At 69.1% G+C, this 23,983-nt stretch carries 22 protein-coding genes; 6 read left to right on the top strand and 16 right to left on the bottom strand.

Annotated elements, in window-relative coordinates; translation table 11 throughout:
• On the bottom strand, positions 1–351 hold the full coding sequence (locus ABFX18_RS09235; protein ID WP_346058111.1) for a hypothetical protein: 351 nt from the start codon (positions 349–351) through the stop codon (positions 1–3).
• Entirely contained in the window at positions 348–1,214 is an 867-nt protein-coding gene (mca, locus tag ABFX18_RS09230; RefSeq protein ID WP_090151658.1) for a mycothiol conjugate amidase Mca, read from the bottom strand. Before mca ends, ABFX18_RS09235 begins: the two co-directional genes overlap by 4 nt.
• An 85-nt stretch (positions 1,215–1,299) precedes the next feature.
• Here mca and ABFX18_RS09225 point away from each other — a divergent pair, with 85 nt between their 5' ends.
• A complete protein-coding gene (locus ABFX18_RS09225) occupies positions 1,300–1,791 on the top strand; it encodes a DUF4307 domain-containing protein (protein ID WP_346058110.1) in 492 nt (163 codons plus the stop codon).
• Between the two features lie 165 nt (positions 1,792–1,956).
• The gene (greA, locus tag ABFX18_RS09220; RefSeq protein ID WP_346058109.1) at positions 1,957–2,442 is read left to right on the top strand and encodes a transcription elongation factor GreA; all 486 of its coding nucleotides are present in this window, start codon (positions 1,957–1,959) and stop codon (positions 2,440–2,442) included.
• Between the two features lie 64 nt (positions 2,443–2,506).
• Here the strand turns inward: greA and ABFX18_RS09215 are convergent, their stop codons facing one another.
• Complete coding sequence (locus tag ABFX18_RS09215) at positions 2,507–3,919, bottom strand: APC family permease (protein ID WP_200332485.1); 1,413 nt, start codon at positions 3,917–3,919, stop codon at positions 2,507–2,509.
• Positions 3,920–3,946: 27 nt separating this feature from the next.
• On the bottom strand, positions 3,947–5,662 hold the full coding sequence (locus ABFX18_RS09210) for an amidohydrolase (protein ID WP_346058108.1): 1,716 nt from the start codon (positions 5,660–5,662) through the stop codon (positions 3,947–3,949).
• Between the two features lie 376 nt (positions 5,663–6,038).
• Here ABFX18_RS09210 and ABFX18_RS09205 point away from each other — a divergent pair, with 376 nt between their 5' ends.
• Positions 6,039–6,638, top strand: coding sequence for a TetR/AcrR family transcriptional regulator (locus ABFX18_RS09205; protein WP_211649030.1), 600 nt, complete (start codon positions 6,039–6,041; stop codon positions 6,636–6,638).
• A 259-nt stretch (positions 6,639–6,897) separates the two neighbouring features.
• Here ABFX18_RS09205 and ilvA read toward each other — a convergent pair whose 3' ends face one another.
• The 5 genes from ilvA to ABFX18_RS09180 are packed head-to-tail and all read right to left on the bottom strand — an operon-like array spanning position 6,898 to position 12,503.
• Positions 6,898–8,169, bottom strand: coding sequence for a threonine ammonia-lyase (ilvA, locus tag ABFX18_RS09200; RefSeq protein ID WP_346058107.1), 1,272 nt, complete (start codon positions 8,167–8,169; stop codon positions 6,898–6,900).
• A complete protein-coding gene (locus ABFX18_RS09195) occupies positions 8,166–9,362 on the bottom strand; it encodes an AI-2E family transporter (RefSeq protein ID WP_090151678.1) in 1,197 nt (398 codons plus the stop codon). Before ABFX18_RS09195 ends, ilvA begins: the two co-directional genes overlap by 4 nt.
• Positions 9,363–9,397: 35 nt before the next feature.
• Positions 9,398–10,813, bottom strand: coding sequence for an aldehyde dehydrogenase family protein (locus tag ABFX18_RS09190; RefSeq protein ID WP_346058106.1), 1,416 nt, complete (start codon positions 10,811–10,813; stop codon positions 9,398–9,400).
• Between the two features lie 23 nt (positions 10,814–10,836).
• Complete coding sequence (locus ABFX18_RS09185; RefSeq protein WP_090151685.1) at positions 10,837–11,133, bottom strand: hypothetical protein; 297 nt, start codon at positions 11,131–11,133, stop codon at positions 10,837–10,839.
• Positions 11,130–12,503 (bottom strand): inorganic phosphate transporter, encoded by a 1,374-nt coding sequence (locus ABFX18_RS09180; RefSeq protein ID WP_346058105.1) that lies wholly within the window; start codon positions 12,501–12,503, stop codon positions 11,130–11,132. Before ABFX18_RS09180 ends, ABFX18_RS09185 begins: the two co-directional genes overlap by 4 nt.
• 264 nt (positions 12,504–12,767) lie before the next feature.
• Here ABFX18_RS09180 and ABFX18_RS09175 point away from each other — a divergent pair, with 264 nt between their 5' ends.
• A complete protein-coding gene (locus ABFX18_RS09175) occupies positions 12,768–13,043 on the top strand; it encodes a mycoredoxin (RefSeq protein ID WP_090151690.1) in 276 nt (91 codons plus the stop codon).
• Positions 13,044–13,074: 31 nt separating this feature from the next.
• On the opposite strand, the gene ABFX18_RS09170 is transcribed toward ABFX18_RS09175, so the two are convergent.
• From ABFX18_RS09170 to manA, 5 genes are all read right to left on the bottom strand, one after another.
• Positions 13,075–14,112, bottom strand: coding sequence for a 6-phosphofructokinase (locus tag ABFX18_RS09170; RefSeq protein ID WP_200332469.1), 1,038 nt, complete (start codon positions 14,110–14,112; stop codon positions 13,075–13,077).
• 172 nt (positions 14,113–14,284) lie between these two features.
• Positions 14,285–16,444 carry a DEAD/DEAH box helicase gene (locus ABFX18_RS09165; RefSeq protein ID WP_346058104.1) on the bottom strand — a complete coding sequence of 720 codons (2,160 nt, stop codon included), beginning with the start codon at positions 16,442–16,444 and terminating at the stop codon, positions 14,285–14,287.
• 251 nt (positions 16,445–16,695) lie between these two features.
• Entirely contained in the window at positions 16,696–17,634 is a 939-nt protein-coding gene (locus ABFX18_RS09160) for a bifunctional riboflavin kinase/FAD synthetase (RefSeq protein ID WP_090151701.1), read from the bottom strand.
• The gene (locus ABFX18_RS09155; protein WP_346058147.1) at positions 17,634–18,080 is read right to left on the bottom strand and encodes a hypothetical protein; all 447 of its coding nucleotides are present in this window, start codon (positions 18,078–18,080) and stop codon (positions 17,634–17,636) included. Before ABFX18_RS09155 ends, ABFX18_RS09160 begins: the two co-directional genes overlap by 1 nt.
• A gap of 222 nt (positions 18,081–18,302) precedes the next feature.
• On the bottom strand, positions 18,303–19,625 hold the full coding sequence (gene manA, locus ABFX18_RS09150) for a mannose-6-phosphate isomerase, class I (RefSeq protein ID WP_346058103.1): 1,323 nt from the start codon (positions 19,623–19,625) through the stop codon (positions 18,303–18,305).
• Positions 19,626–19,696: 71 nt separating this feature from the next.
• Here manA and ABFX18_RS09145 point away from each other — a divergent pair, with 71 nt between their 5' ends.
• Together ABFX18_RS09145 and ABFX18_RS09140 are read left to right on the top strand one after the other, a co-directional pair.
• Complete coding sequence (locus ABFX18_RS09145) at positions 19,697–21,076, top strand: O-antigen ligase family protein (protein WP_346058102.1); 1,380 nt, start codon at positions 19,697–19,699, stop codon at positions 21,074–21,076.
• A complete protein-coding gene (locus ABFX18_RS09140) occupies positions 21,073–21,444 on the top strand; it encodes a hypothetical protein (RefSeq protein WP_346058101.1) in 372 nt (123 codons plus the stop codon). Before ABFX18_RS09145 ends, ABFX18_RS09140 begins: the two co-directional genes overlap by 4 nt.
• Here the strand turns inward: ABFX18_RS09140 and ABFX18_RS09135 are convergent.
• Positions 21,432–23,000, bottom strand: coding sequence for an HNH endonuclease signature motif containing protein (locus ABFX18_RS09135; RefSeq protein ID WP_346058100.1), 1,569 nt, complete (start codon positions 22,998–23,000; stop codon positions 21,432–21,434). The two genes, ABFX18_RS09140 and ABFX18_RS09135, sit on opposite strands and share 13 nt — an antisense overlap.
• Before the next feature lie 146 nt (positions 23,001–23,146).
• Positions 23,147–23,848: a deoxyribose-phosphate aldolase gene (gene deoC, locus ABFX18_RS09130; protein WP_346058099.1), complete on the bottom strand. Its 702-nt coding sequence runs from the start codon at positions 23,846–23,848 to the stop codon at positions 23,147–23,149.
• Positions 23,849–23,983 lie beyond the last annotated feature (135 nt).

The following is a 23,983-nucleotide window of genomic DNA, read 5'->3' as shown; positions in this document are numbered from 1 at the left end:
TCAGCCTCGCGGCTCGGCGCCCGGCTCGGTGCCCGGCTCGGCACGCGGGCCGCCGCCGGGTTCGGAGCTCGGATCTGCGTCTGGGTCGACCACCGGCCGGGACGGCCCCTGCGGGTCCGTGCCCGCGCTGCCGACCGTCCCGTTCTGCTCGGCGAGCTCCTGCTCGATCTGCTCCCGCACCTCGGCCCGGTAGCTGTTGCGACGCAGACGCCGCACCATGTTGAAGCCGAGCGCGATGATGCCGATGCCGAGCGCCGCGAACGCGATGAAGCCGGCCACACCCGGACTCACCGTGTCGGGATCGAACTCGGTCTCCTCGGCGATGCGCACGGCGGTGGTCAACAGGCTCATGCGCCCTCCTCGATTCCCTGGAACAGGTCGGCTTCGAACTCGCTCGTGGCGACGCGGGAGGCGGCGAGGCGGTAGTCCTCGAACGGCCAGGCCTGGCGCTGCAGTTCGTTGGGCCAGAAGAAGAAGGTGCTGTCGGGCGGCACCTGGCTCGCGTGGGCGCGCAGGGCCTCGTCGCGACGCTCGAAGAAACGCCCGACGTCGACGCTCGCAGTGCCGACGTAGGGGCGACGCGTCATCCACTCGCGGATCTCGGTGAACTGCTCGATCATGGGCGACGACGGGTCGTTGTCGGTGAGCCACTGGTAGATCGTCTCGACGCGCTTCGCGTTGAAGATCTCTTCGTAGTAGAGCTTCGACATCTCCCAAGGTTCGCCCGCCTCCGGGTACGCGTCGGGGTCTCCGGAGAGCTCCCAGGCGATGCGGCTGATGTCGTGGCAGCGGATGTGGTCGGGGTGCGGGTAGCCGCCCTGCTCGTTGTACGTGATCATGACGTGGGGGCGGAACTCGCGCACGATGCGCACGAGCGCTTCCGCCGAGACGTCGGCCGGGATCCCGGCGAACGAGGTCTCCGGCACGATCTCCCCCTCATCGGGAAGACCGGAGTCCTGATACCCCAGCCACCGGTGCTCGAACCCGATGATCTCGCGCGCTCGCGCCATCTCATCACGGCGAAGGCCGGGTAGGTCTCGCCGGCTCTTCGGGTCGCGCGAGACGAGTTCGTTGAGCAGGTCGCCCCGCTCTCCCCCGGTGCAGCTCACGATCAGCACTTCCGCACCGGCGTCCACGTAATGCGCGTAGGTTGCGGCGCCCTTGCTGGACTCGTCGTCGGGGTGCGCGTGCACCGCGATCAACCTGAGCGTCATGAGGGTCCTCTCACATGCTTCCCGGGAGCTTCCCGGTACTCTGGCAACGAAGATTCAGTTTACCCAGCGCAGATCGGAGGTTGCCGTGCCGCAGGCCGATATCTCCTCCGGAGGCACCTCGGGCGCCCCCGTCGCCACGCCGGCCGCTGCGCTCGCCCGACCGACCGACGCGCGGCAGTCGCTCGAGGATCGCTACGGCACCGGACGCAGGGCCAGCTTCGACCGCCGCTTCGCCTGGACGGCCGCGGCCATTCTCGTCGCCGCCGGCATCGCCTTCCTCGTGTTCAGCGGTTGGCAGCAGCCGAACCGCGTGGCGTTCCAAGACATCGGGTACACGAAGAACGGCGACACCAGCCTCGATATGAAGTTTCAGGTGACGACTGAACCGAACACGCCGGTGGCCTGCGCCGTCGAGGCGCTGAACACCTCGAAGGCGACCGTCGGCTGGAAGATCGTGGAGCTGCCGGTGACGGACCAGCAGTCGCACACCGTGACGGCGAGGGTCGTCGTCACGAACCCCGCGACGGCCGCTTCAGTGCGCGACTGCTGGGTGATCGAGGAGTCGGCGGCGAGCTGAGTCCGCGCACTCAACGCGGTGCATCGCTGTCCCAGTCAACCCCTGGGCGCCGATCTGACACCCGGACCGCGCACTGGTAGCCTGGGGGTTCGCGCCCTGCATGGTTCAGGGCGCTCTCTTGCATCTCGGGCGCGTTTGCGCATTAATTCTGAAACGAGGATCGTCATGGCCGAGCCCACCCAGACCTGGCTGACCCAGGAAGCTTACGACCGGCTCAAGGGTGAGCTGGAGCAGCTCTCCGTGGCCGGCCGCAAGGAGATCGCCGCGCGCATCGAGGCGGCGCGCGAGGAGGGCGACCTCAAGGAGAACGGCGGTTATCACGCGGCGAAGGACGAGCAGGGCAAGATGGAGGCGCGGATTCGCGACCTCGAGGAGTTGCTCAAGCACGTCGTCGTCGGTGAGGCTCCTGAGGCGAGCGGCGTCGTCGAGGTCGGCACGGTCGTGACAGCGACGATCTTCGGAGATGAAGAGCGCTTCCTGCTCGGCAATCGCGAGCTCGCCAATGGCTCCGACCTCGACGTGTACAGCGCCGAGAGCCCCCTCGGCGCTGCGATTCTCGGCCGCAGGGTCGGCGAAGAGGTCAGCTACTCGGCTCCCTCCGGCAAAGAGATCGCCGTGAAGATCGTCGCAGTCGACACCTACGCGGGCTGATCCGGCGCAGCGCTGAAGATCAGCACCATACTTCCGGGGCGGGGCCGCATCAGCGGCCTCGCCCTCACTCGTACATCGAGATGTTGATCGGCCCCGTGAGATCGGGCGCCGGCGCCCGCAGGCCCCGCGTCTTCACCAGCAGGTAGACGATGCCGAGCGCCAACCAGATGCCGCCGATGATCATGGAGATCGAGTCGAGGCTCAGCCACAGCCACACGTTGATCGCGACGCCGACGGCGGGAACGGCGACGAACGTGACCCAGGCTCCGGCCGTGCGCCGCTTCAGGAAGCGGAAGAACACGAAGATCACGGAGAGGTTCACGAACGTGAACGCGATGAAGGCGCCGAAGTTGATCATCGACGCAGCCTGATCGAGGTCGACGAACAGCGCCGTGAGCGCGACCAGCGCGACGATCAGCACGTTGACGACGGGGACGCCGGTGCGCGGGTTCACGGTGCCGAAGAGCCGGCGCGGCAGCGCACCGTCGCGGCCCATCGCGTAGAGCAGGCGGGCAGCGCTCATCTGCTGCGTGATCCCGCACCCGAGCACGGCCATCATGTACCCGCCGACGAAGATCGCCTGGAATGCGGCCCCGCCGATGTACTTCGCGATCTCGGGCGACGCGCCCACGATATCGGCGAGCTGCGTCACGTCGGGGAACAGCGTCTGCATCACGTAGGTGACCGTGATGAAGAACGCACCGGCGACCGCGATGATGATGAAGATGGCGCGGGGAATGTCGCGCTCGGGCTTCTCCGCCTCCTCCGCGAGGGTCGAGACCGCGTCGAAGCCGAGGAACGACAGGGCGAGGATCGCGGCTCCCGCGGCGATCGCGGCGCCCTGCACGTCGCTCGAGATGAACGGGCGAGCGGTGAACTCCGCCCCGTTCGCTCCGTTCACGATATTGATGATCGTGAGCACGACGAAGACGACGGCGACGACGAGCTGAATGCTGACGAGGATCACGTTCATGCTCGCCGCGAGCTTCACTCCGACGAGGTTGAGCACCGTGCAGATCGCGACGGTGAGCAGCACCCACACCCAGAAGGGCACCCCCGGAATCACCGCGGTCATGTAGATCGCGGAGAGGATGGCGTTGATCATCGGCAGCAACAGGTAGTCGAGCGTCGCGACCCATCCCACGAGAAAGCCCAGGTGCGCGTTGATGGCCTCCTTGGCGTACGTGTAGGCGGATCCTGCGATCGGGAAGAACCGGACCATGCGCGAGTAGCTGAAGGCGGTGAAGAGCACCGCGATCATCACGACCAGGTAGGCGAGCGGGACGTGGCCGCTCGTGACATCGGCCACGATTCCGAACATGTCGAAGACTGCGAGCGGCGCCATGTAGGCCAGGCCGATGAAGACCAAGTGGCGCAGCTTCAGGGTGCGCTTGAGGGAGCCGCTTTCGCCTGCGACCTCGTGGGCGAGACGTTCGTCGCCGACGGCGACTGCTGAGTGGGATGGCATCGTTGACATCTGGGGTCCTCTATTCGGTGTGCTGAATCAGTGGGTGTGCGTGTGAGCGCTCGCCGCGGGCTCGGAGCAGACCTGCCCGGCGCCGGCCGGATCGGTCGCCAGTGCGGCCGCAGCAGCACCGCCGAGTTCGCCGCGGGCATCGTGGATCGCAGCACCGCCGACCACGGTCAGGTCGGCCCGCTGCTCGAGCAGTTCGGCGGGCTCCATCGCGTAGAGATCGCCCGACCAGACGACGACATCGGCGAGCGCTCCGACGCGCAGTGCGCCGACCTCGTGCTCGCGGTGGAAGGCCTCCGCGCCGCCCAGGGTGTACGCGCGCAGCGCGCGGTCGAGATCGAGCCGCTCCCCGAGGGTCCAGGCATCGCCTCCGTCGAGGCGGGCGCGGGTCATAGCGCTGTACAGGCCGATCAAGGGATCCATCTCGCCCACCTGCCAGTCGCTGGAGAACGTCACGCGCGCGCCGGAATCGAGCATGGACTTGAAGCGCCACGCGCGATCCCAACGCGATTCGCCCACGTTCTCCATCCAGGTGCCGGCCACCAGGTCGGGTGACGCGTGCCGCGGCTGCATGGCGGCGACGACGCCGAGGTCGGCGAAGCGCGGGAGATCCTGGGGCGCGAGGCACTCGACGTGCACGATGCCGTGGCGGGTGTCGAGCCGTCCGTTCTCGCGCTGGGCGGCCTCGATCGAATCGAGCGTCAGCCGGATCCCCCAGTCGCCGGTGGCGTGGGTGTGCACCTGGTAGCCGAGCCGATCGAGTTCGACGAAGAGCTTCGTGAACTCCGTCGGTTCGAGGCTCGGATGCCCTCGGTGGCCCGGGCGGTTGGCGTAGTCCTCGAGCATCGCGGCGGTGTGCGGTTCGATGACGTCGTCGGCGTACAGCTTCACGGGGCCGAGCGTGAAGCGCTCGTGCTGCGGCGTCTCTCGGATGGCCTCGGGGATGCGCGCGCGGAAGTCGCCGTCGGCGCCGACCGGGTGGTAGATGGCGGCCGTGGTACGGCTCGTGAGCTTGCCCTCGCGTTCGGCGCGGGCGAAGAGGTCGAGTTCTGCGAGGGGCACCTGCGGCTCGACCACCGAGGTGATGCCGGACCGCGCAGCCATCTCCAGGCTGTTCGTGATCTTGCGGTAGCGCCGGTCGGGCGAGTACATCGGAATGTCGCGCTGCAGCTCGGCCAGACCGTCGATGGTCATCGCGCTCGTGTAGAAGTCGGTGACCCACCCGGTGGGCTCGCCCGTCGCGGCGTCGATCTCGGGGTTGCCCCACGCGATGTCGCCGCCGTTCAGAATGCCGAGCTTCGCGAGCGCGGGCCGGTTCAGCCACACGGAGTGCTGATCGTAGGTCGTGACGAAGACCGGGCGGTCGGTGACGCCGGTGAGGTCGTCGGCCCGGGGGCGGCGGCCCTCGACCACGGAGTACAGGGCGTTCTCCGCGCAGATCCAGTCGAGCTCTGGGTGCGTTTCGGCGAACTCGGCGATGCGCGCACGCACGACGTCGAGGCTCTGCACCTGATCGAGGCTGACCGCGAGGTCGTCGAAGCCCAGCAGCAGATGGTTGTGCGTATCGGCGACGCCCGGCGTGAGCAGGCGCCCTTCGAGCTGCACGACGTGGCGAGCGGCGGGAGCGTCCGCCGCGGAACCGACGTACGAGATGCGATCACCGGTGACGCCCAGCGCTTCGGCCCAGGGCTGCGCGGGATCGAAGGTGCGGATACTCCCACCGGTAAACAGGGTGTCGACGGCCATGTCAGCTCCTCGGCGCTCGGCTCGACGGCGATCCGCCGAGTTCTTTTACTCGAGAGTAAATTAATTTACTCGTTTGTCAAATAATGCTGCTGTGCCGGACGGATCCGACACCCAGCCGGCCCCGCCACCAGCCGGCCGGCACTCAGCCGGCCGGGCCGCCAGCCGGCGCGACACCCAGCCGGCCGGCACTCAGCCGGCGCGACACCCAGCCCGCCGCGCCGGCAGCCGGGTCACTTCCGGAGAGTGTCGCTCCCCCGATCCCCCGCAACACGCTCCGCAACTGACCCGCCTCGGGCGAGGCGCGAGGAACGGACGGGCCGCGGCCCGCGCGCCCGCCCGCCCGCTCGCCCGCGCCTCGGCTGGCATACTGGCAGGCATGGCCCGACCGAGCACCCAGCAGCAGCGCCGCAAAGAGGTCGTCGATGCAGCGCTCGCGGCCGCCGCGCAGCACGGGCTCCGCAGCCTGTCGCTCACGGACGTCGCGAACCAGGCCGGCGTGACCCGCGGGGCACTGCTGTACTACTACGACGACCTCGACGCGATCCTCGTCGAGGCGCACGCCGCCGGCATGGAGCGCGTGGGAGCCGAGCGCGCCGCCCTCGTCGCGCGGGAAGTCGGCGCCCCCGCCAAGCTCGCGGTCGCCATTACGGCCGGCTTGCCGACCGGCCCCGACGACGCCCTGATGAGCCTGCTCTACGAATTCGACGTGCTGGGCGGCAAATCACCGCTGCACGACGAGCTCGTGCAGCGGCTCTACGGGGAGCAGCTCGCGCTCTACCGGGAGATCCTGGCAGAGGGCGTGGAAGCGGGCGACTTCTCGCTCACCGGCCCGCTCGACGACATCGCGATGAATCTCGTAGCGCTCGAAGACGCCTACGGCTTGCACATCACCGGGGGCGGCAGCATCACGGTCGCCGACGCGCGGCGCGCGATCGCGCTCTATGCGCAGCAGGCCGGCGCCCCGCTCCCGGCTTGATGCCGCGCTCCACCCCGCGCTTCGCTCCGTGGGCTGCCGCCGTGGGCGGCACCGAGCGCTCCGGCGCCACGCAACGCGTGTCGCTTCAGTAGCGCTCCACCCCGCGCTTCGCTCCGTGGGCTGCCGCCGTGGGCGGCACCGAGCGCTCCGGCGCCACGCAACGCGTGTCGCTTCAGTAGCGCTCCACCCCGCGCTTCACTCCGTGGGCTGCCGCCGTGGGCGGCACCGAGCGCTCCGGCGCCACGCAACGCGTGTCGCTTCAGTAGCGCTCGCCCACCCGCACGATGTAGCCGGCGTCGCGCAGGGCCTGGGCGACGATCTCCCCGTGGTCGTGACCGCGCGTCTCGATGTGGAGTTCGAGCTCCACCTCGCTGATCGGCAGCTCGGTCGCGTGGCGGGTGTGGATCACCTCGACGACATTCGCGTTGTGCTCGGCGACGATCGACGCCGTGCGCACCAGCTGGCCGGGCACGTCGGGGAGCAGGATGCGCAGCTTGAGGTAGCGAGCCGACGCAGCCAGACCGTGGCCGATGACGCGCTGCAGCAGCAGCGGGTCGATGTTGCCGCCCGAGAGGATCACCGCGGTGGGTCCGCTGACCCGCGCCTTCCCGGCGAGCATCGCGGCCACGCCGGCGGCTCCGGCGGGCTCGACGACCATCTTGGCGCGTTCGAGCAGCACGACGATGGCTCGAGCGATGTCGTCGTCGCTCACCGTGACGACTTCGTCGACGTAGTCGCGCACGTACTCGAACGTGCGGTCGCCCGGGCGCGCGACGGCGATGCCATCGGCGATCGTCGGCTTCGTGAGGATCGTGACCGGCTCTCCGGCATCGAGCGACGCCACGAAGGGCGACGCGTTCTCCGACTGCACGCCGATGATGCGCATGGGGGTTCCGTCGCGCTCGGCCCGCAGTTTCGCCGCCGCGGCGACGCCGGAGACGAGGCCGCCGCCGCCGATCGGCACGACGATGGTCTCGATCTCAGGCGCTGAGTCGAGGATCTCCAGGGCCACGGTCCCCTGGCCGTGGATCACAGCCTCGTGGTCGAAGGGCGGGATGAACACGGCGCCCGTCTCGGCCACGAACCGCTGCGCTGCCGCGTTGGTCTCGTGGAAGGTCGCGCCTTCGAGCACCACCTCGGCCCCGTAGCCTCGGGTGGCCTGCAGCTTCGGCAGCGCGACGCCGAGCGGCGTGAAGATCGTCGCCTTGATGCCGAGCTCGCGCGCCGCGAACGCGACGCCCTGGGCATGGTTCCCGGCCGACGCGGCGACGACGCCGCGAGCGCGCTCCTCCGGCGTGAGCTGCGTGAGTCGGTAGTACGCGCCGCGCAGCTTGTACGCCCCGGTGCGCTGCAGGTTCTCGCACTTCATGTACACCTTCGGGACGTCGAGAATCTCGGCGAGATACCGCGAGCTCTCGAGCGGGGTGCGCTGCGTCACCTGGTGCACGACCTCGAGCGCGCGCTCGAAATCGGCGAGCGTGGGCGCGGGGGCCTGCACGGGAAGCACCGGTGCTGGGGTCTGCTCGGTCATGAACGTCCTTCCTTGCGTCGCATCTTGGCGACGGCTCGCGCGCGATGCTTGGCGCGATGCTGCAATTGATATCTGCGGTGGTAGTCGGCGACGGGGTCGACGCCCGTCTCCCACTGCCGCTTGACGAGAACATTGACGATCGAGTTCGCTGCCGCGGCGAGAGGAACGGCGAACAGGGCGCCCGGGATGCCTGCGAGCAGAGCGCCCGTCGAGACGGCGAGCACGACGCCGAGCGGGTGCACGCGCACCGCGCTTCCCATCACCAGCGGCTGGAGCACGTGGCCCTCGATCTGATTGACGAGGATCACGACGCCGAGCATGAGCAGCGCGTTGACCGGCCCGTTGTAGACGAGGGCGACGAAGGCGGCGAGCAGGCCGGTGCTGATCGCGCCGAGGAACGGGATGAAGGATCCGAGGAAGACGAGGATCGCGATGGGGATGGCGAGAGGCACTCCCAGCACCGCAGCGCCAACGCCGATGCCGACCGCGTCGACGAAGGCGACGAAGATCTGCACCCGGACGTACTGTCCGACCGACACCCACCCGGCGCGCCCGGCCGCGTCGACCGGCGCGTGCGCGCGGGCGGGAAGGAACCCGAGGACCCAGTTCCAGATGCGACGGCCGTCGATCAGCATGAAGATGAGGGAGAAGAGCGTGAGCAGGAGGCCGGCGACGAACTGGCCGGCCGACGTGGCGACGCCGAGCGCGCCGTTCCAGAGCTCCGACTGATGCTCTTGGACGGTCTTCCAGATCTGGTCGGTGAAGGCCCCGATCTCGTTGGCCGAGATGCCGAACGTGGCCTCCGCCCAGCGGAGCATCTCCCACCACACCTCCTCGGAGCGGCTCGTGACGTCGCCGAGCCCGTCGCGCAGCTGGGTGATGATCAGCGTGAGCAGCACCCAGACGAGCGCGATGAAGAGCGCGAGGGCGAACACGACGCCGAGGGAGCGCGGCAGCTTCTGCCGCTCGAACCAGTGCACGATGGGGGCGAGGAGCGCGGTGAGCAGGATCGCGACCAGCAGCGGGATGACGATGATCCGCACCTGCACGACGAGCCAGAGGAAGCCCGCGAGGGCGATGCCGATCAGTACCAGGCGCCACGACCATGCCGCCGCCACCCTCACTCCGAGGGGAAGCTCGTGCGCCGCGTCGCCTCGAGTATCGAGGTCTCGGCTGTTCTGGGGGTCTTCCACAGGGCAATCCTAGCGACGGGGCGGTTCGAAGCTGGTCATATGCCGGGTTCGCGCAGCTTGCCGAGCCACCGACGCACCAGCGCATCCTTCCGCGACGTGAACGGCGGCATGATCGTCGAGGAGAGCGTGTCCGGGGTGAGCGGTTTTGCGAGCACGGCTTTCTCGTGGCTGAAGGCGCGGAACGACCGTTCGCCGTGATACGCGCCCATGCCGCTCTCACCGACCCCGCCGAAGGGCAGCTCGGGAACGACCAGGTGCAGCGCCGGTGCGTCGAAGCCGAGCGCGCCCGAGCTCGTCTCGCGCTCCCACCGCCGCCGCACTGCGGTGCGCTCGCTGAACACGTAGGCCGCGAGTGGTTTCTCGCGGCCGGCGACGAATGCCAGCGCGTCGTCGAGCCCGGAGACCTCGACGAGGGGCAGGATCGGCCCGAAGATCTCGTCCCGCATCACCGCCGCCATTCGCTCGACGCCGACGAGAACCGTCGGGGCGATGAATCTCCGTGCGGCATCGTACGCTCCGCCGAGTACGATCTCGCCGTCATCGAGGTAGGCGACGAGTCGGTCGAACTGGGCGGCGTTGACGATGCGTCCGTAGTCCGGGTTCTTCTCGGGAGCGCTCCCGTAGAGATCGTGCACGGCTTCCGCGAGCAGTGGGGCGAGTGCTCGGAGCACCTCCGGGCGTCCGAGCACGTAGTCGGGTGCGACGCACGTCTGACCGGCGTTCATGAACTTTCCCCAGGCGATCCGACGCGCCGCGAGGTGCAGCGGCACCGTCCCGTCGACGTACGCCGGGGATTTGCCGCCGAGCTCGAGCGTCACCGGCGTGAGGTGCTCGGCCGCGGCGCGCGCCACGATGCGGCCGACGCGGGCGTTGCCCGTGTAGAAGATGTGGTCGAATCGCTCGGCGAGCAGTGCCGTCGTCTCGGGCACCGCCCCCTCGATGACGGCGACGGCGCGTCGGTCCAGCACGTCGGGCACGAGGCGCGCGATCAGCCCCGAGGTCGCGGGAGCGAGCTCGCTCGGTTTGATGACGACCGAGTTGCCCGCGGCCAGTGCGCCGACGACGGGCGACAGGGCGAGCATCAGCGGGTAGTTCCAGGGGGCGATCACGAGCACGACTCCGAGCGGCTCCGGCACGATGCGCGCGGAGGCGGGCTGCACGGCGAGGGGGACGCGCACGCGTCTCGGCCGCATCCAGCGGGAGAGGTGCGCGAGGGCGTGATCGATCTCGGAGATGAGGAAGCCGATCTCGGTGAGCTGGGCTTCCGTACCCGATTTGCCGAGATCAGAACGCAGTGCCGCCTCGAAGTCTGCGCCGCGATCCTGCAGCAGCGCCCGGAGGCGCATGAGTTGCTCGCGACGCCACACCTCGGGGCGCGTGATGCCTCGTGAGAAGCTGTGCCGCAGCCCGGCGACGATCATCGGAATCCGGTCGAGTGCGGTCGCAGTCATGCGGTCACACTACTCCGGACGGCTTACCAGAAGTGCAGCGCCGGGATGATGAGGAAGATGCCGACGAGCACGACGAGCACGGAGAGCCCGAAGCAGATGTTCGCGAGCACGGTCGCCCAGGTGGGGCGACCGGCAGCGTCGACGTCGTCGTCCTCATCGTCGCGCGAGGGGCCGTTCGGCGCGACCGAGCCGTCGGCCAGCCGGGGCGCGGGCGCGGGGGTCGCGAGGAACCTCAGTCCGAGCGAGTACAGCGAGACCACGAAGAGCGCCGAGACGAGCGCCGCCCCGAAGACGATGATGAATGCCATCCAGTCGATCATCGGTCGCCCTCCTGCTGCTGCTGCTGCGCTCGCGCGGTCGGGATCGGCCCGTACCCGCCGGGCATCGCGTCGCCCGCGCGCTCGGCTTCAAGAGCTGCTTGACGTGCGGCTTCGCGCGCCGCTTCCTTCGCCGCCTCGTCGTCGCGGATCGCCGTCTGCGCGACGGGGCTCAACGGCTTCACCGATCCGGTCTTCGTCTTCGGCGGCTTGACCTTGCCCTTTCGAATCCGCACGGCATACCCCGATTCGGCGACGTCCGGCGCTGGGATCGCGTTGGAGTGGTCCACCTTGTTGCGGCTCGAGCGCCAGAAGATGAACAGGATGAAGGCGAGCCCGAGTACGGCATCGATGATCACGCCGATCATCCCGGTGTGCGCGATCGCGGCCGCGATGGCGCCGACGGCACCGGAAGCCGGCAGGGTGAAGAGCCAGCCGGAGGCGATGCGGCCGACGGTGCGCCACCGCACGCTGGAGCCGCGGCGGCCGAGGCCGGAGCCGATGACGGATCCGGAAGCGACCTGGGTCGTGGAGAGCGCGAACCCGAGGTGGCTCGAGGCGAGGATCGTGGCGGCGCTGCTGGTCTCGGCGGCGAAGCCTTGCGCGGGCTTCACCTGGGTCAGACCGGCGCCGAGGGTGCGGATGATGCGCCAGCCGCCCGAGTACGTGCCGATCGCGATGGCGAGCGCGCAGGCGACGACCACCCAGAGGTGGGGGCCGGTGCCGGGCTCCTGCAGGTTCGCTGCGACGAGGGTCAGCGTGATGACGCCCATCGTCTTCTGGGCGTCGTTCGTGCCGTGCGCGAGCGCGATGAGCGAGGACGACGCGATCTGCGCGTACCGGAACCGGCCGCGTCCGTCCTTCTTCCCGTCGTGGCGGCGGGTGATCGCGTAGGCCACCTTGGTCGCGGTGAACGCGACGATGCCGGCGGTGAGCGGGGCGGCGACCATCGGGATCAGGATCTTCGACAGGAACACTCCCCCGTTGATCGCCGCCACGCCGGCACCGACGATCGCCGCACCGATCAGACCGCCGAAGAGGGCGTGCGACGAGCTCGAGGGCAGGCCGTAGAGCCAGGTCACGAGGTTCCAGACGATCGCACCGATCAGCCCGGCGAAGATCAGTTCCGGAGTGATGAGCACTCCGTCGCCGCCCTCGTTGATCAGGCCGCCCGAGATGGTCTTGGCCACCTCGGTGGAGAGGAACGCCCCCACGAGGTTGAGGATCGCGGCGAGCGTCACCGCGGTCTTCGGCTTCAGCGCACCGGTCGCGATGGGCGTTGCCATCGCGTTCGCGGTGTCGTGGAAACCGTTCGTGAAGTCGAAGAAGAGGGCCAGTACGATGACCAGCAGCACGATGATGGTGAGTTCCACCGGCGTCTTTCGGTTCGGGGTCGGGGGGTCCTTTCGAACACCGGCGAAGTCATCTCGTGTTCACGTTCCCGTAAACCCGGGTTGGCCCGCAAGCGCCGTAATCATGGTTCCACCTCGCCCCTGGCAGGTCAAGCTGGCCCTTCCCCGTTCATGTTCCGTCCACCTGGATGTCGGAAACGGGCGCGAGCACGCCGTGAGCGAACCTCCGCCCGGCTCGGTGCGGCGACTCATGCGTCCTCATGCTTCGGCGAGTACGCTGTGCCCATGAGTACTGCGACGCTGAGCGAGTTCACCCCGGAAGCCGGCACGGTCACGATGTTCTCGACCGTGTGGTGCGGCTATTGCAAGCGCCTCAAGCTGATGCTCGACAAGACGGGCATCGGGTACACCGTGGTCGACATCGAGGACACCCCGGGAACGGAAGAGCTCGTGAAATCCGTGAACGGCGGCAACGCGGTCGTGCCGACCCTCGTCTTCCCCGACGGCTCCACGGCGACGAACCCGACGCTCAAGGACGTGCAGGAGCGACTCTCCGTCTGAGCGGTCCGCTCTCCACTCGGAGCGGAGCGCGTCACCCGAAGTTGAGGCGAGCCTCCTCGTAGCGCGCCTCCGGCACGGTCTTCAAGTGGCCGACGGCCTCGGCGAGCGGCACCATCGCGATGCGATCGCCCCGCAGGCCGGCCATGGTGCCCCACTGCCCCGCTTCGGCGGCGTCGGCCGCCGCGATTCCCGTTCGGGTCGCGAGCACGCGGTCGAAGGCGGTCGGGGATCCGCCCCGCTGCACGTGCCCGAGTACTGTGGCCCGCGTCTCGATCCCCGTCCGCTGTTCGATGAGCGGAGCGAGCACCTCGGCGACGCCTCCGAGGCGCTTGCGCCCGAACCCGTCGAGCCCGTCGCGCGTGGTCTGCGCCTCGTTTCCCGCGAGTCGGAAGCCCTCGGCGACGACGACGAGTGAGGATCTGCCGCGATCGCGCACGCTCAGCACCCATTCGCTGATCTGCTCGATGGACTCGGGAAACTCGGGGACGAGGGTGACCTGCGCGCCACCGGCCATGCCGGCGTGCAATGCGATCCAGCCAACGTCGCGGCCCATCACCTCGAGCACCATGCAGCGGCGGTGGGAATCACCGGTGGTGCGGAGGCGGTCGATCGCCTCGGAGGCGATGGAGACCGCGGTGTCGAAGCCGAAGGTGTAGTCGGTGCCGCTGAGGTCGTTGTCGATCGTCTTCGGGAGGCCGATCGCGGGAATGCCGTGCTCGGTGAGGAGTTGCGCGACGGTCTGCGTGCCGTTTCCGCCGATCAGTAGGAAGGCGTCGACGCCGTACTCCTCGACGCGATCCCGGATCGCCTGAATGTCTGCCTCATCGCCGCGCCCCGACAGGAACGGCTGCACCCGGCTCGTTCCGAGAATGACGCCGCCGAGCGGAGAGATGCCGCGCACTGCTGCGCGATCGAGCGGCACGCGGTCGTCTTCGTGGAAGCCGCGCCACCCGTCCATGAATCCGACCATCTCGAAGCCGTGGACCTCGACACCGCGAAGCACTGCTCCGCGGATGGCAGCGTTCATTCCGGGGCTGTCTCCCCCTGAGCACAGGACACCGATGCGCATGCGACTCCTCATTCTGTGGCGCGCGAGTTCTGGGGCGAGTTCGCCCCGTTCCACCCTAGCTTTGGCAGGATCGAAGCGGACACCGCCATTCTCGCCAAATTTCGGCACAGAATCGGCCAGTCCAGCGCGGCCGGGCGAATCTCCGTCCGACCGCGCTGGGATCGCCTGCGAGCTATGCGCGCGAGCGTTCCACAGCCTGCGTGAGAACGCTGATGAGCGCGATCAGCTGCACCGAATCGGCGTCCTCCGCCGGAGCTGCTGCACCGTCGAGCGCACGGGCCGCGAGGCCGGCCTTGCCGTCGATGAGCTCGGCGATCTTCGCGTCGATCGTCTGGGCCGCCACGATGCGCCATGCCGTGACGGGCTCGTCCTGCCCGATGCGGTGCACGCGGTCGATGGCCTGCGTCTGCTCGGCATCCGTCCAGCTGAGCTCCGCGAGCACCACGTTCGACGAGGCCTGCAGGTTCACGCCGACGCCGGCGGCGGTCAGCGAGCAGACGGCGACCGCGACCTCCGGATCCTGGTTGAACGCGTCGATCTGCTCCTGGCGGAACGCCGCGGTCTGGTCGCCGCGGATGGAGACCGTCTTGAGCCCGGCTTCTGCGAGCTGGCGCTCGACGCGATCCATCACGTCGATGTGCTTCGCGAAGAACACGACCTTGCCGACCGATCGCGCGAGCTGCGCGGCGTAGTCCGCCGCGAGCGAGGCCTTCGCCTGACCGATCTTCCGCACCATCGTGAAGATGTTGAGGCCGTCCGCGGAGGAGTGCGATTCTTCGAGCTCCTGCGATGCGACCATGCGGATGATCGCCGCATCATCGAGCTTCTCGCCCAGCTTGCCGCGCTTGACGATGCGGAAGCGTTCGAGCAGTTTCTTCGCGAGCTGCGCCTCGGCGTCCCGGATGCCGCGGCCGAATTCGTCGTCGAGCTCGACGGGCAGGTCGACGACCCGCTTCGCGGGAAGGTCGGAGGCGACATCCATCTTGCGGCGGCGCACGATGCCCATGTCGATGACGCTCTGGCGCGCCTCGGGGTAGAACGACGAGTCCGCCGGCGTCCAGCCGTTGTTCTCGAGCTGCGCCATGAGCTCGGGCCCAGGCTTATCGCTCTCGATCCAGCCGAGGAACCGCCAGATGGCCCGGAAGTCGTCGATGTCGTTGATGAGCGGGGTACCGGTCAGGGCGATGAGCAGCGGGGACACCCCCGGCGTGCGTTCGCGGATGCGCTCCGAGATCGCGAGCACGTTGCGGGAGCGCTGCGACTGCACGTTCTTGATCATGTGCGCTTCGTCGACGACCATGCCCTTGAACCCGAAGTCGGAGATCCAGCTCAGGTGGCGATCGAGGATGTCGTAGTTCACGATGAAGACGTCGGCGAAGGCGTCGATGTCATGACCGTCGCCGTGGATCACCGTGACCCGGCGCTGCGGCGTCCACCGCTCCACTTCGCGCGCCCAGTTCATCTTCACGACGTTGGGGACGACGACCAGCAGCGGATACGCATCGGCGACCGAGGCCGCGAGCACCGACTGCGCCGTCTTGCCGAGGCCCGGCTCGTCGGCGAGCAGGAAGCTGCGGTGCCCGTCGCGCACGCTGGCGAGAAAACGCGCCTGATGCGGCATGAGCTCGCGCCCGGCCGGGGCGAGGCGATCCGGCACCGGGGGTTCGGGGAGATCCATGCACGCCGATCCGCCGCCGCCCTGCTCGAACGACTTGAGGAGGGGCCCGAGCAGCTCCCAGTTCGCGAGTCGCACGACCGGGGTCGGCTGCTTCGGCGGGGCGAGGTCGGGCTTCAAGAACGGATTCGCGAGCATGCGCGCCTCGATGCCGGCCGGCTCCACCTGACGCTCGGCGAGCTCGGGCGGCACGATCGCACGAGCGGGCTCGGGCGCTGCTTTCTCCTCTTCGGGGAGCTCGATGCCGGCCTGCGCCAGCATCTTGCGCTTCAGGAGGCGCGTCGCCTCGGTGATCGGCGCCGTCGGCTCGAGGAGGGTGATCAGACTCGTGTCGCGGGCGGCGGTCTTCGCGAGGATCGAGGCCACACCGTCGAGCCGCTTCAGCGTCTCCGCGCGCTCGGAGTCGCTCACCTGCTCATCGGTTTTGACGCGGGCGCGTTCCTCGCGCATGAGCAGCGCGATCACATGGAACTTCGTGCGGTTCGCCGGCGTCGCCTTGCCGCGCTGAGCCGAAGCCTCGACCTCGCGGACGGCGCGTGCGAGCAGCGGGATGATGCCCTCGTTGTGCGTGTGCTTGCGGCGCCCGTTCGAGCGCGACTGGCCGCGCTGCGCGCCGCTCTTCGTCTGGGGCTGACGCGTGGCAGTGGTGGATGCCAATGGATCTCCTGATCGGCGAGTTGCAGTCTCGGAACGCGTACCGAGTCGCGGGCCGCTCGCGGGTTCGGAGCCTGACCTCATGCGCGGCATGGGACTCGCGAACCGCAGAAAGCGCGACCGTGCTACCGATTCTAGCATCCGGTGCGGAGGGGATCGCGAGAGCGCTCTCAAGAAGGCGGGGATCGGCCGCTGCACGAGGGGGTGCCGACCCGTGGGCGCAGAGCAGTGCCAGCACAGACCCGGGCGCGCGGTCAGCCTTCGAGCAGGGTGCGCGCCAGCGCCACGTCGGCGTTCATCTGCACGATGAGCGCGTCGAGACCGTCGAACCGCTCGGTGCCGCGCAGGCGATGCGCGAAGCGGATCTCGAGCGTGCGGCCGTAGATGTCTCCGGAGAAATCAAGGATGTACGCTTCGACGCGCGACACCTCATCCGGGGTGAAGGTCGGGTTGTTGCCCACCGAGATCGCGGCCTGGTGGGTGACCCCGTCGAGCACCGCCCATCCCGCGTAGACGCCATCGGCCGGCACGAGCCCCTCGATGCGGCCACCGAGATTAGCGGTCGGAAACCCCAGCTCGCGGCCCCGCGCATCGCCGTGCACCACCTCGCCGCGCACCGCCACGGGGCGGCCCGTCATGCGGCCGGCGCCCTCGACGTCGCCTGCGAGCAGCGCCTCGCGGATGCGCGAGGACGAGACCTGCCCCTCCTCGTCGTCTTCGACCCAGTCGAGCACCTCCGCGACGAAGCCGTGCTGCTCGCCGAGCGCGCGCAGCAGAGCGCCGTCACCGGCGCCGTGGTGCCCGAAGCGGAAATCAGCGCCCATGAGGATGTGCTTCGCACCCAGCTTGCCGACGAGCACCTCGACGACGAACTCCTCGGCCGGGATCGCGGCGAAGTCGGCATCGAACTCGACCATCACGCAGGCGTCGAGGCCGAGGCCCGCGATCGCCTCGAGTCGCTGCGCACGGCTCATGAGGGGTCTCGGGCAGGCTTCCGGTCGCAGATAGCTCAGGGGATGGTTCGCGAAGGTGAACGCCACGCTGCGTGCACCGATCTCGTTCGCCGTCGCACGCATGCGCTCGAGAATCGCCTGATGCCCCAGGTGCAACCCGTCGAACTTGCCGATCGCGATGCAGCTGCCGGCGGAGAAATCGCTGCGTCGGATCGCTTCGAGCGATTCGATGATCTGCATCAGGCGGATCCTCCGGGATTCGCCGAGGTCTGCGCCGACGTCTCCGCCGAGGTTCGTGCCGGACTCCGCTCGGCGGCCTGCGCCGCGGCGGCTCTCCCCGTACTGCGCAGCCAGATGAGGCCGAGCACCGGCAGCACCAGTGGGATGAAGAGGTATCCGCTGCCGAAGAACGACCAGACCGAGGGATGGCCGAAGAGCTGCGGCTCGACGATGCTGAGCAGGCCGACGACGAGTACTCCGCTCAGTTCGAAGATGAGGGCTCCCCAGGCGATCGAGCGCCAGATGCCGCGGCGCTTGATGAGAGCAATCGTCGCGATGATGTACACGACGCCCGACAGCGCCGACAGCGAGTAGGCGAGTGGAGCCTCGTCGAACTTCGCGATGATCTGGTAGACGGAGCGGAAGGTCGCGGCGAGCGCGAGGACGATGTATACCGCGATGAGCACGCGCCCCAGGCCGCCGAGCCGATCGGAGCCGAGCCGATCGGAGCCGAGCCGCCCGGAGCCGAGCCGCCCGGGCTCGGCGGAACCTGGCTCGCCCTGGCCGTGCGCCGCGGGTCGCGCGGCGGGTGCAGCGGGCGATGCGGAGGCTTCGGATTCGGCGTTCGACACGCGGATCAGTGTACTCGCCTTCGGCGGCCCGCCCGACGTCCGCCGCGGCCGGTGAGGTCACCGGGCTGCGGGGCCGCCGAAGCCATCGCCGATGGTGGCGAGGAAGACCTCGCCGTGGCCGGTGATGCAGATCGGTTCCCCCGCCGACACGTACAGCGATTGCCCGCGCCGAGCGCTCGCGACTTCGGCGGGACGAGCATCGGGGCGCTCGACGCGGACTTTGCCGGCGGTGACGACGAGCACGACGGGCGCCTCTGCCGGGAGATCGATGCGGATGGCGGCGTCGGCGTCGGCGTAGCCGGCTCCCGCCTCGGCTTCGGCCTCGCGCAGGCGCGCCCGTACGAGCTGGAATTCCGGCACCGCGGGTCGCCAGGCGAGGAGGCCGTGACCGAGCCGCTCCGCCGGGAAGCGCGGGTCGGCAAGCTCGCCCGTGTCGACGATGCGGCACAACTCATCGATGTCGACGTGCTTCTGCGTCAGACCGGCGCGCAGCACATTGTCGGAGGAGGCCATGACCTCGACGGCGACGCCGCCCAGGTAGGCGTGGATCTGCCCCGCTCCGAGGAAGATCGCTTCACCGGGGGCCAGCCGAACGAGATGGAGGAGCAGCGAGACGAGCACTCCGGGATCGCCGGGGTGCGCGGCGGCGAGCGCGCGGAGGGCGGCGAGGCGATCCGGATCGACCGTGCCCTCATCGACGGCTCGTTCCCAGTAACCGACGGCGTCAGACTCCGCGGCAGCCAGCACCTCGGGCAAGCAGGAGAGCGCCTTGACGATGCGCGGCTCACCGCTGAACGCCCACGTCAAGAAGGTGCGTCGCAACTCCCCCGCCTCACGGCCGACGAGACGGCAGGCGGCGCGCTCGAACCCTTCGGCCCCCGAGAGGAACCCCAGTTCCCGAGCAGCGGCGGCGAGCAGCAGCAGGTCTGCGCGGGCATTCGCGAGATCGCGGAACCCGCTCAGGGCCGTCACCTCGCTCAAGGCGACGAGGAGCTCGGGTTTGTGGGTCGGATCGCAGTAGTTGCGCTCGCGGGCGTCGCGAGGCACGCCGGCGGCCTCCTCGGCGGCGAACCCCTCCGCCGCTTGTTCGCGGTTCGGGTGCACCTGCAGGGAGAGCGGCGCGCCGATCGCGAGCACCTTCAGCAGGAACGGAAGCGGGCCGCCGTCGACGCCGTAGCGCTCGGGGTCGCTCTCGACCAGATCGATGAGCGTGTGCTGCACGGGGGTCGCCTTCGCGACATGCGCGGGGCTGCCGGGATGGGTGCCCAGCCAGAGCTCGGCCTGCGGCTCGCCGGTGGGCGCCGTTCCCAGCATGTCGGGGAGCGCATCCGTCGAGCCCCAGGCATACGCACGCGGGGTGTTCTCGATGAAGATCAGCACATCTCTCCTCCGCCTCGGCAGACCGGCCGTCGCACACCGTCCGCCGCGAGGCATGAACTACCATACCGACTATGTCGGAGAGCAAGACCAGACTCGGTGTGAGTGCGTACGCGATCTGCGTCTTCGTTCTGGCGTTGGGCAGCAACGGGTTCCGAAATCTTGTGGGATGGCCCGGTTTTCTGGGCCTCGCGGTGGCCCTCGTCGTGTGGGGCATCGTGATCTTCGCGCGCGAACGCCCCGAGCGCTTCCGGTGGTACCGGCTGCCGGCGCCGCTCTACTGGTTCCTCGGGCTCGCGATCCTCTCCGTCTTCTGGTCTCAGTACCGGGTCGAGAGCGTGCTCGGCGTCATCGGGCAGCTTGCGACCACGCTGCTCGCGGTGGTCATCGCCTTCGTGCTCTCCTGGCACGAGGTGCTGCGCACCCTCGGCACCGCGCTGCGGTACCTCATCGGGCTGTCGCTCGCCTTCGAGCTGATCGTCGCCGTGTTCGTGCAGCACCCCGTCTTCCAGAACTTCATCGACGTGCCCGAATCGGGCAAGATTCCGAAGCTGCTCTACTGGAGCCGCGACTTGCTGTTCGTCGGCGGCCCCATACAGGGGATCGTCGCGAGTTCGGTGCTGCTCGGCTTCATCGCGCTGCTCGGCGTCATCATCTTCGGCATCCAGTTGCGCGCGGGGCTCGTGCGCCCGGTGCGGGGCTGGTTCTGGCTGGTGCTCTCGTTCGTCACCATTCTGCTCACGCGCGGTGCGACCGTATGGGTGGCGCTCGCGGCGGTCGTGGTCGGGTTGGTCCTCGCGCTCTGGGCGCGCCGCCTCGGACCCGAGCGCCGGGTGCCGCTGTACGTGGCGGGCGGAGCGGTGCTGGCCGTGGCGATCGGCCTGGTGCTGTTCGCGCGCGACTTCGTCTTCGGGCTGCTCGGCAAGAGCGGTGACCTGACGGGACGCGTCGAGACCTGGCAGAAGGTCATCGACCTGGCCGAGCAGCGGCCGTGGTTCGGATGGGGCTGGATCAGCTACTGGGCGCCCTGGGCCGAGCCGTTCGCCTCGCTCGACGAGAAGGCCGGTATCCAGGTGATGAGCGCCCACAACGCGTGGCTCGACGTGTGGTTGCAGCTCGGCATCGTCGGGCTGCTCGCGTTCGCACCGTTGATCGTGCTCACCACGTGGCGCGTCTGGTTCCGCGCGGTCGACCCGCCGCGACGCGGGTACGGCCCTCCGCTGACCTACGCGACCAGCGCGCTCTGGCCGTTCCTCGTGATGATCGCGCTCCTCGTGCAGTCGCTGACGGAGAGCCGCCTCATCATCGAAGGCAACTGGTTGCTCCTGGTACTGCTCGCGGTCAAGTCGCGATTCGACTTTCAGTTGCCCTCGCTCGAAGCCGAGCCGACGCAGTTGCCGTGGCGACGGATCCCCATCACGCACGACACCGACACCATTGGACTGAGGCGATGAACGCCCTGCATCTCACCACCGAGCGGCTCGTGCAGCTGCGCTCCGACGCCCGCCTTGAACGCGAGACGATCATGGAGCATCTCGTGCGCGACGGCGAAGACCCCGCCATCGCCTACGCCGAGACTCCAGAGGTCGACGACTTCGTGGTGCGCGCGCTGCGCGACGAGATGCTCGAGGATCGCGGGCTCCTCGCCGAGTTCGGCCTCGCGCGACTCGCCGCTCGGGCGGGCGGCTCCGACGCCCGGATCCACCAGCAGAACGCGGATCGCGTCGAGTTCGAGCTTCTCCGCGAGATCGCCGCCAGCGCTCCCCCGCTCACCGTCGCGGTGTGGCGGGCGGGACAGGAGCTGCAGGTTCACGGGGACTGATGCGATCGCTCGTGCGCAGGCGCGGGAGCGAACATCACTCGAGATGGTGGCCGCTCGCGTTTTCGTCGACCGAGCGCCGTCACCCATTCGATGTCTCCGTCGGGATGCTGCGTCATCGTCATCCCGGCATGGTGCTTCATCGTGTGGTGCCTCCGGCACAGGACCGCAAGATTGACGACCGACGTCGCCCCTCCACGGGCAGCATCATGCGTGTGGTCGACATCTGCCCGAAACGGCACGACCTGACACCCCGGGAATCGACAATGCTGATCTCGCGCTCGCAGATATCGGAGCAGTTCCTCCGACGGTCGATACCGATCGACCGCCAGCACGGCGCCCGACGCGTCATCGACCGCTACCCGATCCCACCCGCGCGCGAGCCCCGCGAGCAATCGCGCCCGATCCGTTCCGATCACGCCGTATCCGGCGAGCATCGCGGGCGCGGAGCCGTCGGAGCCGCCTGAACCCCCGGAGCCGTCGGAGCCGCCGGAGCCTGGGGCCTCGACTCCTGGACTGACACCAGCAACGCGACTCGTACCGGCACCGGCACCCGCACGATCACCAACCAGCGCACTCACCGGGACGATCACCTGGACCCGTGCGTCGATCCGCTCCCCGCTCACCCCTCCTCGCGAACGCCACAACTCGGAAGGATCGCCGTTGAGGAGCACGTCGACGAACAGGTCTGCCCGCGCCTGGTCGAGTGTGCGCACGACCACCGCGTCATCGGCGCGGGCCGCGACGGCATCAGCGCCTCCAGCACCAGCACCTCCAGCACCAGCACCTCCAGCACCAGCACCGGCACCCCCAGCATCAGCACCTCCAGCACCAGCGCCCCCAGCATCAGCATCTCCAGCACCGACACCGGCGCCCCGCCCGCTCGTGAACCTATCGGCCTGCTCGCGGTCGGCGACGACCTGCGCCTGCCCCACGCGCGTCAACCGATCGTGCAACGCCGACGCGAGCACCGCGTCGACCACCGCGTGCAGTTCCGCCATGCCGTCGTCGAGCGGGGTCACCCACACCCGCCGCTCCGCCGCGGCCCGCTCGCACCGCTCCGCGAACGCACGTCCAGCGAAGCGCTCAGCCAGCACCTTCGCGGCTCGCCGTGCCCGATTCGGTGTCTCGGCCTCCGCGATATCCACGGCCGCCCGCGTGTACGCGCGCCGAGCCGCGCTATCCGTGACGAGCAGCCCCGCCTCCGCCACTGCGGCCGCGTGAGCCGCTGATATGCGGCCAGCAGCCAGCGAGGCATGGGCCGGCGGGAACTTCGTGCACAGGTCGAAGGAGCGCTCGATCAACCCCTCGGCGCTCCGGTCCGCGATTCCGAGCGCGAAGCCCACTTCGGCCGCAGCAGCCCGATGGACCAGTTCCGCGGATCGACCGGTACGCCGTTCCTCAGCGCAGACCGTGTCGGACACTGCACGGACGCGCGACAGCAGCGCCCGCTTCCGCGCCTCGAGCCCTCGAAGTTGCTGCTCGACCGAGGCCAGCTCGTTCACGAGCGCATCGAGCTCGCTGCTCTGCGCTTCGCGAATGTGCGGTGAGGCCTCCATGCATCAACTCTGCCGGCGGCCGCCGACATTCATCGCGGCCCGAAGGACGCTGCGGATCCAAAGATTCCCGGCGCAGATTATTGAGGAACCTACAAACAGAGTGCTCCAACCCAGCCGCTCCACCCCAGCCGACCCCAGCACCTCGCTCAGTAGCCGGCCGCACCCGTTCCGCCCTCGAGCACGGTACGGCTCGACGAGAGACCGAGCCGGCTCGCACCGGCCCGCAGCATCGCTTCCGCGTCCTCGCGGTTGCGGATGCCGCCCGACGCCTTGATCGCCACGCGATCCCCCACCGCTCGCCGCATCACCTCGACGGCGTGCACGGTCGCCCCGCCTGCCGGATGGAAGCCGGTCGACGTCTTGACGAAATCCGCACCGGCGGCCTCCGCGGCGCCGCAGACCGCGGTGACGGTGTCATCGTCGAGTGCCGCCGATTCGATGATCACCTTCAGCACCGTCGGTGCAGGCACCGCGGCGCGGACGGCACGAATGTCGGCCTCGACCGCGGCGATCCGGCCGTCGATGGCCGCTCCGAAGTCGATCACCATGTCGATCTCGTCGGCGCCTTGGGCTACGGCAAGCGCGGCCTCGGCGGCTTTCACGGATGACGCGTGCTTCCCGCTCGGAAATCCGCACACCGCGGTCACTTTCAGGTCGCTTCCCTCCGGCAGGGTCAGGGGAAGCTCGCTCGGGGAGACGCACACGCTGTAGACGCCGAGCTCGGCTGCTTCAGCGACGGTCCGCTCGACATCTGCGCGGCGCCCCTCGGGCTTCAAGAACGTGTGATCGATCGTGCGGGCCAGCTCGGAAGTCGAGCCAGAAGCGGGGGCGAGATCGGGTGCGGCCACGGGGTGCTCCAGTTCGAGACGAGGATCAGCGCCCCGGAACGGGGGCGCTCCCTGCCACTCTATGACGCGGCGGCTCAACCCGGCTCTCATCTCCTCGCCAGTAGACTGATCCGGTATTCTGCCCGCCGCACGCCC

This window comes from Leucobacter alluvii (assembly GCF_039530485.1).
GTDB lineage: Bacteria > Actinomycetota > Actinomycetes > Actinomycetales > Microbacteriaceae > Leucobacter > Leucobacter alluvii.
The sequence above is the reverse complement of the archived record's forward strand: the minus strand, read 5'-3'. Positions and strand labels throughout refer to the sequence as shown.

What these genes read in the sequence shown, in the direction of transcription:
- ABFX18_RS09235 (WP_346058111.1), bottom strand. Translation starts at nt 351, where the DNA reads ATGAGCCTGTTGACCACCGCCGTGCGCATCGCCGAGGAGACCGAGTTC.
- mca (WP_090151658.1), bottom strand. Translation starts at nt 1,214, where the DNA reads ATGACGCTCAGGTTGATCGCGGTGCACGCGCACCCCGACGACGAGTCC.
- greA (WP_346058109.1), top strand. Translation starts at nt 1,957, where the DNA reads ATGGCCGAGCCCACCCAGACCTGGCTGACCCAGGAAGCTTACGACCGG.
- ABFX18_RS09215 (WP_200332485.1), bottom strand. Translation starts at nt 3,919, where the DNA reads ATGTCAACGATGCCATCCCACTCAGCAGTCGCCGTCGGCGACGAACGT.
- ABFX18_RS09210 (WP_346058108.1), bottom strand. Translation starts at nt 5,662, where the DNA reads ATGGCCGTCGACACCCTGTTTACCGGTGGGAGTATCCGCACCTTCGAT.
- ABFX18_RS09205 (WP_211649030.1), top strand. Translation starts at nt 6,039, where the DNA reads ATGGCCCGACCGAGCACCCAGCAGCAGCGCCGCAAAGAGGTCGTCGAT.
- ilvA (WP_346058107.1), bottom strand. Translation starts at nt 8,169, where the DNA reads ATGACCGAGCAGACCCCAGCACCGGTGCTTCCCGTGCAGGCCCCCGCG.
- ABFX18_RS09190 (WP_346058106.1), bottom strand. Translation starts at nt 10,813, where the DNA reads ATGACTGCGACCGCACTCGACCGGATTCCGATGATCGTCGCCGGGCTG.
- ABFX18_RS09185 (WP_090151685.1), bottom strand. Translation starts at nt 11,133, where the DNA reads ATGATCGACTGGATGGCATTCATCATCGTCTTCGGGGCGGCGCTCGTC.
- ABFX18_RS09175 (WP_090151690.1), top strand. Translation starts at nt 12,768, where the DNA reads ATGAGTACTGCGACGCTGAGCGAGTTCACCCCGGAAGCCGGCACGGTC.
- ABFX18_RS09170 (WP_200332469.1), bottom strand. Translation starts at nt 14,112, where the DNA reads ATGCGCATCGGTGTCCTGTGCTCAGGGGGAGACAGCCCCGGAATGAAC.
- ABFX18_RS09160 (WP_090151701.1), bottom strand. Translation starts at nt 17,634, where the DNA reads ATGCAGATCATCGAATCGCTCGAAGCGATCCGACGCAGCGATTTCTCC.
- ABFX18_RS09145 (WP_346058102.1), top strand. Translation starts at nt 19,697, where the DNA reads ATGTCGGAGAGCAAGACCAGACTCGGTGTGAGTGCGTACGCGATCTGC.
- ABFX18_RS09140 (WP_346058101.1), top strand. Translation starts at nt 21,073, where the DNA reads ATGAACGCCCTGCATCTCACCACCGAGCGGCTCGTGCAGCTGCGCTCC.
- ABFX18_RS09135 (WP_346058100.1), bottom strand. Translation starts at nt 23,000, where the DNA reads ATGGAGGCCTCACCGCACATTCGCGAAGCGCAGAGCAGCGAGCTCGAT.